Origin of the sequence: Pantoea wallisii (genome assembly GCF_002095485.1) — a bacterium.
Taxonomy (GTDB): domain Bacteria; phylum Pseudomonadota; class Gammaproteobacteria; order Enterobacterales; family Enterobacteriaceae; genus Pantoea; species Pantoea wallisii.
The window spans coordinates 40,189-47,165 of the sequence record NZ_MLFS01000040.1 but is presented as its reverse complement, the minus strand read 5'-3'; the positions used below and the strand labels follow the sequence as shown (position 1 = coordinate 47,165).

8 protein-coding genes are annotated in these 6,977 nt (G+C 55.8%); 4 read left to right on the top strand and 4 right to left on the bottom strand.

Annotated elements, in window-relative coordinates; all coding sequences use genetic code 11:
• Both HA48_RS22060 and HA48_RS14445 read left to right on the top strand, forming a co-directional pair.
• Positions 1-229: hypothetical protein (locus tag HA48_RS22060; protein ID WP_158086968.1), on the top strand; the 229-nt coding region annotated here is incomplete at its 5' end.
• Between the two features lie 112 nt (positions 230-341).
• The gene (locus tag HA48_RS14445) at positions 342-1,523 is read left to right on the top strand and encodes an NAD(P)/FAD-dependent oxidoreductase (RefSeq protein ID WP_128601939.1); all 1,182 of its coding nucleotides are present in this window, start codon (positions 342-344) and stop codon (positions 1,521-1,523) included.
• 160 nt (positions 1,524-1,683) lie between these two features.
• On the opposite strand, the gene HA48_RS14440 is transcribed toward HA48_RS14445, so the two are convergent.
• A complete protein-coding gene (locus HA48_RS14440) occupies positions 1,684-2,391 on the bottom strand; it encodes a phage antirepressor KilAC domain-containing protein (protein WP_167377155.1) in 708 nt (235 codons plus the stop codon).
• 264 nt (positions 2,392-2,655) lie between these two features.
• On the opposite strand from HA48_RS14440, the gene HA48_RS14435 reads away from it, so the two are divergent.
• A complete protein-coding gene (locus HA48_RS14435) occupies positions 2,656-3,849 on the top strand; it encodes a zinc-dependent alcohol dehydrogenase (protein ID WP_128601938.1) in 1,194 nt (397 codons plus the stop codon).
• Between the two features lie 37 nt (positions 3,850-3,886).
• Here the strand turns inward: HA48_RS14435 and HA48_RS14430 are convergent, their stop codons facing one another.
• The 3 genes from HA48_RS14430 to HA48_RS14425 form a co-directional block, all read right to left on the bottom strand.
• Positions 3,887-4,234 (bottom strand): thioredoxin domain-containing protein, encoded by a 348-nt coding sequence (locus tag HA48_RS14430; RefSeq protein ID WP_128601937.1) that lies wholly within the window; start codon positions 4,232-4,234, stop codon positions 3,887-3,889.
• A 28-nt stretch (positions 4,235-4,262) separates the two neighbouring features.
• Positions 4,263-4,436 carry a hypothetical protein gene (locus tag HA48_RS22200; protein WP_167377154.1) on the bottom strand — a complete coding sequence of 58 codons (174 nt, stop codon included), beginning with the start codon at positions 4,434-4,436 and terminating at the stop codon, positions 4,263-4,265.
• 106 nt (positions 4,437-4,542) lie between these two features.
• Positions 4,543-5,394 carry a helix-turn-helix transcriptional regulator gene (locus HA48_RS14425; RefSeq protein ID WP_128601936.1) on the bottom strand — a complete coding sequence of 284 codons (852 nt, stop codon included), beginning with the start codon at positions 5,392-5,394 and terminating at the stop codon, positions 4,543-4,545.
• 116 nt (positions 5,395-5,510) lie between these two features.
• On the opposite strand from HA48_RS14425, the gene HA48_RS14420 reads away from it, so the two are divergent.
• Complete coding sequence (locus tag HA48_RS14420) at positions 5,511-6,920, top strand: MFS transporter (protein WP_128601935.1); 1,410 nt, start codon at positions 5,511-5,513, stop codon at positions 6,918-6,920.
• Positions 6,921-6,977: the final 57 nt, after the last annotated feature.

Genomic DNA, 6,977 nt, shown 5'->3' with positions numbered 1-6,977 from the left:
CACGCATGGCGGCGCGCACGCGATCGGCCTGCTGGCCGGCGGGCAGGAGCAACTCAAGGTGAGTCTGCAAATCCTGATGCAGCTGAAGAAATTCGCTTTGCTGATGTGCTGCAATGTCGACATGGACGGTCATACAGGCTTTCCACGGTTGGTTAAATTATTGTGCTTTTTGATTAACCGTAGACCCGGTAAGGAAAGTACGCCAGCGAGCGAAGCGAGTTTCGCCTGATCCGTTAACGGTTTACCGATGCCGAGGGGTGAGAGAATTTATTCGTATGACGCTGACGGCGGTTATGTAAGGGTAAAGTACGGGTTGATGCATCAAACAGGGGGATGAGGGTATGGCAACGCAACAGATTGCGGTAGTTGGCGCAGGTGTGATCGGCTTAGCCGTAGCGCGTGCTTTAGCGCTGCAGGGCGCACAGGTCACGATATTCGATCGGGACTATATGGGGGCTGGCACCAGCAGCACGACCTTTGCCTGGGTTAATGCAAATGGCAAGCCGCCGCCCGCCTATCAACGGCTCAATGCTCTGGCAATGGAGGATCACGCCCGCCTGCAGCTGACGCAGCCGAACAGTTTGCGCTGGCTGGAGAGCTGCGGCACCTGGGAGTGGGCCGGTACGGGCGACGCGCAGCAGCGGCTACTGCAGCGCGTTACTGCGCTGCAGCAAACCGGTTATGCGGTCCGTCAGGTAACGCTAACGGAGCTACAGCAGGAGATCCCGGCACTGCGGCCGCAGGCGGTCAGCGGCAGTATCTGGCACTTCCCGACCGAATCGCTGCTGTACCCGATGCTCTATCTCGCGCGACTCTGGACAGAAGCGCAGGCACATGGTGCGGTGATGCAGCAGCACCAGGCGATACGGCATATAAGTGAAAACCGTGACGGCGTTACCCTGCAGCTGGAGAGTGGGGAGGAGTGGCACGGCGACCGTATCGTGCTGGCCACCGGGCGCTGGGCCAATCAGCTACTGCATACGCTGGACATCCATATTGCCCTGTTGGATACCAGTAAACCTGACCCGGTCGCCTGCAGCTTCCTGGCGCGCACTGCACCGCAACCGCTACCGCTGGGCACCAACTTAATTTCGCCGCGGTTAAATGTGCGGCCAGACGGCGGCGGGCGTTTGCTGTTACAAGCGCTGGATCTCGATCATCTGGCCGATCCGGCGGCACCGCCAGCGCCGGAAGGGGAGATCGCCCGGCAGTTCTGCGAGCGCTATCAGGCGCTCTTTGATGATGCCGGCAAGTTACGCATTGAGCAGATTGTCGTCGGGCAGCGTGCACGTCCTGCTGATGGCTTGCCGGCCATTGGCTATGTGACTCCGCATCAGCGGGTATATGTAGCGGTAACGCACAGCGGCATTACGCTTTCGCCGCTGCTGGGCAGGCTGGTAGCGGAAGAGATGGTTAACGATACGGCAAGCGATCTACTCAGTGACTTTCGTCCACAGCGACTGTTTGGGAAACAGGCTGATGAGTTTGCGCCGATTGTACGAAACTTTCCGGCGGCACAGTAATATCGGGTGACAAACAGATTCAGGAAGTGCCTGCGTGTCGTGCGCCGAAGCGCAAAGCCTCTCCGGGGGAGGCGAAGTGCAGTAATTATGCGCAACCTGTGCAGATGGCCTGCAGGCTAAAAAACCCCGAGGCCAGCTGCGCACAGGTGGCTGTTAAGCGTTATGCCGCCACGCCATCAGGCCGTGTAGCGACATGACCGGCCCACAGGCTGGCGACCCATTTCACCCCTTTAGCCGTGAAACGTGCCTGAGAAAACGCATGCTGGTTCTCTCCGGTACCACAGCGCAGCGCAAAATAGCCAGCCTGCAAATGGTGTTTCTGCGGCGCCAGTACGCCCTTATCGCGGTACATAATGTTGCGTTCCAGCAGGAACTGGCGGAAATCTGTCTCTTTCACCTTCAGCATCTTGCACAGCTGGCGGAAACCCAGCGACTCATGCACGTCAACGAGGCGGTCAAAGAACTCCGCCTTTGGGGCAGAGAGCGCCAGCTGCTGCTCTGCTGCACGACGCTGTTCAAACTGTTCCGCCCAGGCGCGTGCGGCTTCAGCCGGATTGGTGAAATCAGGGATATGGGTAAATTTTTCCCGCTCCTGCCAGCGATCGAGCAGTTCAGCCGTAAAGCCCGGCGAAAGACGTGCCACCGCCAGCAGGGAGTCACGTTTATTGAGCTGAAACTCCTGACGTTGCTCCCCTTCATGCTCGTAAAGATTCACCGTGACAGGCTGGGAAAGGCGCTGCGCGGTTTCCAGACTTTTAATCAGGCGCTTCACTTCGCCATGCGTGATGCCAGTCAATCTGGCGATTTCACGGCTGCTCATCAGCAGGCTAGCGTTCAGAGCAGACAAACTCTCAGTTGAGATCATCATCAGTATCACCTCTTACAAACGTAAATCAGTCAATCAGGCCGCTGGATAAGTATACAGTTTACTGTTGTTATATCCAGTGTTTTTTTTAACCATTGTTGTACCAGGTAACGACTTGCGAGATGCCTCGCAACTCTCCTCAACTAAGCGCAGCATCCCAAATACCGTTACCGATGCGCTTGCCTAATTAATGATTATCACCAGGCTTACTTCACTCGCCTTAAAAAGTTTCGGGCGCACGCTACGTTTATTTATGAGGAAGAGATTATGAAAGCACTGACTTATCACGGCCCGCATCGTGTGCGCGTAGAAACCGTACCCGATCCAATATTAGAGCAGCCGGATGACATTATTCTGCGGGTAACGGCCACGGCCATTTGCGGCTCCGATTTACACCTTTATCGGGGAAAAATTCCCGGCACCGATCATGGCGACATATTTGGTCATGAATTTATGGGAGAAGTGGTGGAAGCGGGACGCGACGTTACCAATGTGCAAATTGGCGATCGCGTTGTAGTGCCTTTCGTTATTGCCTGTGGCGACTGTTTCTTTTGTCACCTGCACCAATATGCCGCCTGTGAAACAACCAATAGCGGACGGGGTGCAATTTTAAATAAAAAGAATATTACCGCACCGGCAGCGCTGTTTGGCTACAGCAAATTATATGGCGGCGTGCCGGGTGGGCAGGCGGAATATGTGCGCGTGCCGAAGGCCAATACCGGGCCCTTTAAAGTGCCGCTGACGCTGCCGGATGACAAAGTGTTATTCCTTTCAGATATTTTGCCGACCGCCTGGCAGGCCGTACAGAATGCCGGTCTGGATAAAGGCTCCAGCGTGGCAATTTTTGGTGCCGGCCCGGTAGGTTTACTGAGTGCGGCCTGCGCCCGTCTGGCGGGAGCGGAAGAGATCTTCATGATTGACCATAACGCTTACCGGCTCGATTTTGCCCGCCAGCGCTATGGGGTTATTCCGATCAACTTTGATGAGATTGACGATCCTGCCGCCTGGATCATCGACCACACGAAAGGTAATCGTGGCGTGGATGCCGTGATTGATGCGGTGGGCTTTGAAGCTAAAGGTAGCCTGACTGAGACGGTGCTGAGCAACCTCAAACTGGAAGGCAGCAGCGGTAAAGCGCTGCGGCAGTGTATCGCCGCTGTACGGCGGGGTGGCGTGGTGAGTGTACCGGGCGTATATGCCGGCTTCATCCACGGCTTTATGTTTGGCGATGCGTTCGATAAGGGGCTGACATTCAAGATGGGACAGACGCATGTACAGGCCTATCTGCCGCGTCTTTTGTCACTGATCGAGCAAGGTTTACTGACCCCGGAAGAGATTGTAACCCATCATATGCCGCTGGAAGATGCGGCGCGTGGCTATGAAATATTTGAGAAGCGCAAAGAGGATTGTCGCAAAGTTATTCTCGTGCCAGGAATGGCAAGCACCACGCCAGCGGTATAAGGTTCAGCAGGCTGCCTGCAGGCAGCCTGTTCATACGTTAGCGCACAATATTTTCATCATTGTCGCTGAGTTCCGGCAGCGCGATCTGGCGTGACGGCGCATTATCAAGTCGATCGCCATAATCCTCACTGACATCGGGCAGGCTGGTAAACTGCCCGTCAACGAACAGAAAGCTCAGATGTTTTTCTACCTCTTCCAGTAGCGCATCAACTTCATTAAGCGTTTCGCCCTGCGCCTCTTTCCCATCCAGTTTCCAGCGGTAGCGATCGCCAGTGGTTTCCGCTCCGCCAATATCAACGATATGGCCATCAATATTTTCCAGCAGTAAACGCTGACGGGCTAAATAGAGCAGGTACGGCATTTTATCGCGGTTATTTTCAGACATAACAGAACTCCCTGATTAAGGTAAAATATCAGCGCATGAAATAGTAGCGCAGCGCGAATATTACCCAGTATATGGCATTGATACTTAAATAAGCCCAGCAGCCCCAATAAGCGACCGGCTCACGTCGCGTGCGTAATTTCGGCAGAAACGCCAGTAAATATCCGGCAGAGGCAATAAGCGAAACGAAATAGAGTATTTTCATGCCTTCTCCTGAGTCAGAATCACAGGATAAGCATAGTCAGAATAATGGGTTCTGGCAGGGATATCAGAAACAGGAACAGAGACCCTGCGGGTCTCATAAGGTTTATTTAAGGCATGAGCTTATGTAATGCAGCAGCGCTGGCGGCATCGTCGGGCACATATACCAGCAGGCGATCGCCATTACGTGAGGCGGACCACCAGTTATTCTGGCGAAGCGTCAGCTCGCCGGTCTCTTCATGATAAAAACGCTTTACGCGGTTCTCCACCTTGCCCAATTCATAGCGCTGCCATGTGTGGGCAAACTCATCCGAACCATTCATCAGGCGTGCCAGAAAACTCTCCCAGTGCGGATCGCCCAGATGCTCGCCCATCTGACCGCGAAACATGGCGACCATCTGCGGCATTACTTCATCCCAGTCACGCATAACCTTGCGCCATGCCGGATGGGTAAAGGCCAGCCAGATACAGTTACGGTCCTCCGGGGCAATCTCCGCCAGATCAACCCCCATCAGCCCACACCAGGCCTGGTTATACCCGAGAATATCGAAGCGCGGCGTTTCAATGATAGCGGGCAGCTGAATGGCATCCAGCATCCGCTGATTGTGTTCAGCGATTTTGCAGCAGGCTGCGGCCACGCGCGTTGAGGGCAGAGTATGGCCCGCCAGGAAGAACAGGTGTTGCGTCTCTACATCATTGCACTGTAGCGCGGTAGCAATGGCCGTCAGGGTTTTCGGCGAGGCATTGATATCGCGCCCCTGTTCCAGCCAGGTGTACCAGGTGACGCCGACATCAGCCAGCTGCGCCACCTCTTCACGCCGCAGGCCCGGCGTACGGCGATGGCGCATGCGCGGTAAACCGAGCCGGTTGGGATCCAGGCTTTCACGACGCGTTCTCAGGAAGGTACCCAGCAATTTGCGGTTGTTATGTTCAGCCAAAGTGGGGGCTTGCGCCGTGCTCATAAGCAGTGACTCCAGACGAGGCGGGTAGTATTTATACCATGATAATCAAGCACTGGTACCCGTTTAACAGTTCAGTGATGCTATGCCGCAGTGGAAGCAAAAACAAGGGTAAACCGATGCAAATGTCACAACTTAAACGCGCAGGACTGCTGGTTCTGCTGGCCGGACAACTCCTGCCGATGATCGATTTTTCCATCGTCAACGTGGCGCTTGATGCCATGGCGCTCTCGCTACATGCCACGCCAATTCAGCTGGCGCTGATTGTTGCGGTGTATGGCATTGCCTTTGCTATCTGTCTGGCGATGGGCGGCCGCCTTGGCGACAACTACGGCCGCCGTCGGGTGTTTCTTATCGGGGTGATGATCTTCGGTATCGCCTCATTACTGTGTGGCGTGGCAGGCAGCACAGGAATGCTGATGTTTGCGCGGGCTTTACAGGGAGTCGGCGCTGCATTTATGGTGCCGCAGATTCTTGCGACGCTGCATGTAACGTTGCAGGGCAGGGCGCACGCACGGGCTATTGGTTTGTACGGCGGCATCGGCGGACTGGCATTTATCATCGGCCAGGTACTGGGCGGGTTTCTGATCAAAACCGATATCGGCGGCTATGGCTGGCGCAGCGTGTTCCTGATCAATTTACCCATCTGCCTGTTTGTGCTGTTTAGCGCGCGGCGCTTTGTGCCGGAAACGCGCAACCCTCAGCGCGTAGCGGTAGACATTAACGGTACGCTGTTACTGGCGGGCGCGATTGGCTGCCTGATGCTGGCGCTGGCGCTTGGGCCGCTGCTGCACTGGTCATGGCCATGCATTCTGCTGCTGTTACTGTTTCCGCTCTTTTTGCACCGATTGCGCCGCACCTCGCTGCGACTGGAAGCAACAGGCGGAGCCCCGCTTCTGCCACCTTCGCTGCTGCGTTTACCAAGCGTACGTTTTGGCCTGACGTTGGCGGTACTGTTTTTCTCCTGCTGGAGTGGTTTTATGTTCGCCGTGGCGCTTACCCTGCAAACCGGCCTCGGGCTGACGGCATTTCAGTCTGGTAATGCTTTTATTGCGCTGGGGGCGGCGTATTTCATCGGCTCCATGCGTTCAACACAGATGGTCGAGCGTTATGGGCGCCGGGCAACGCTGCTTATCGGTTGCGGCATTCAGATGACCGGGCTGCTGGCATTGATCGGCACCTTTGAGTTTGCCTGGCCGGATGTGGGCATTGTGACGCTGATCCCTGCTACCGTGCTGATTGGTTTTGGTCAGTCCTTTATTGTCAGCACCTTTTATCGTATCGGCATGAGCGGCGTACCGCATCATCAGGCCGGCGCCGGGAGCGCGGTGTTATCGACGGTGCAGCAATCGGCGCTGGGATTGGGGCCGATGCTGCTGGGCGGCGTGTTTACCCAGATAAATCAGCACGGCGATCATTTGACGGCCATTTCAGGTACGCTGCTGGCTGAGCTGGCGATGATGGGGCTGCTGGTGGTGCTCACCAGTCTGAATCGCCGCACCTTCCAGCCGCTGTCAGCGGAAGGATAATGCGGGGCTAAAAAAACAGCCCCTTGCAGATTTCGGCGTGGCGGCCCTGACGGGTCG

Bases quoted from the DNA above. Each gene is read 5' to 3' on its own strand.
- HA48_RS14445 (WP_128601939.1), top strand. From the start codon at position 342: ATGGCAACGCAACAGATTGCGGTAGTTGGCGCAGGTGTGATCGGCTTA.
- HA48_RS14440 (WP_167377155.1), bottom strand. From the start codon at position 2,391: ATGATGATCTCAACTGAGAGTTTGTCTGCTCTGAACGCTAGCCTGCTG.
- HA48_RS14435 (WP_128601938.1), top strand. From the start codon at position 2,656: ATGAAAGCACTGACTTATCACGGCCCGCATCGTGTGCGCGTAGAAACC.
- HA48_RS14430 (WP_128601937.1), bottom strand. From the start codon at position 4,234: ATGTCTGAAAATAACCGCGATAAAATGCCGTACCTGCTCTATTTAGCC.
- HA48_RS22200 (WP_167377154.1), bottom strand. From the start codon at position 4,436: ATGAAAATACTCTATTTCGTTTCGCTTATTGCCTCTGCCGGATATTTA.
- HA48_RS14425 (WP_128601936.1), bottom strand. From the start codon at position 5,394: ATGAGCACGGCGCAAGCCCCCACTTTGGCTGAACATAACAACCGCAAA.
- HA48_RS14420 (WP_128601935.1), top strand. From the start codon at position 5,511: ATGCAAATGTCACAACTTAAACGCGCAGGACTGCTGGTTCTGCTGGCC.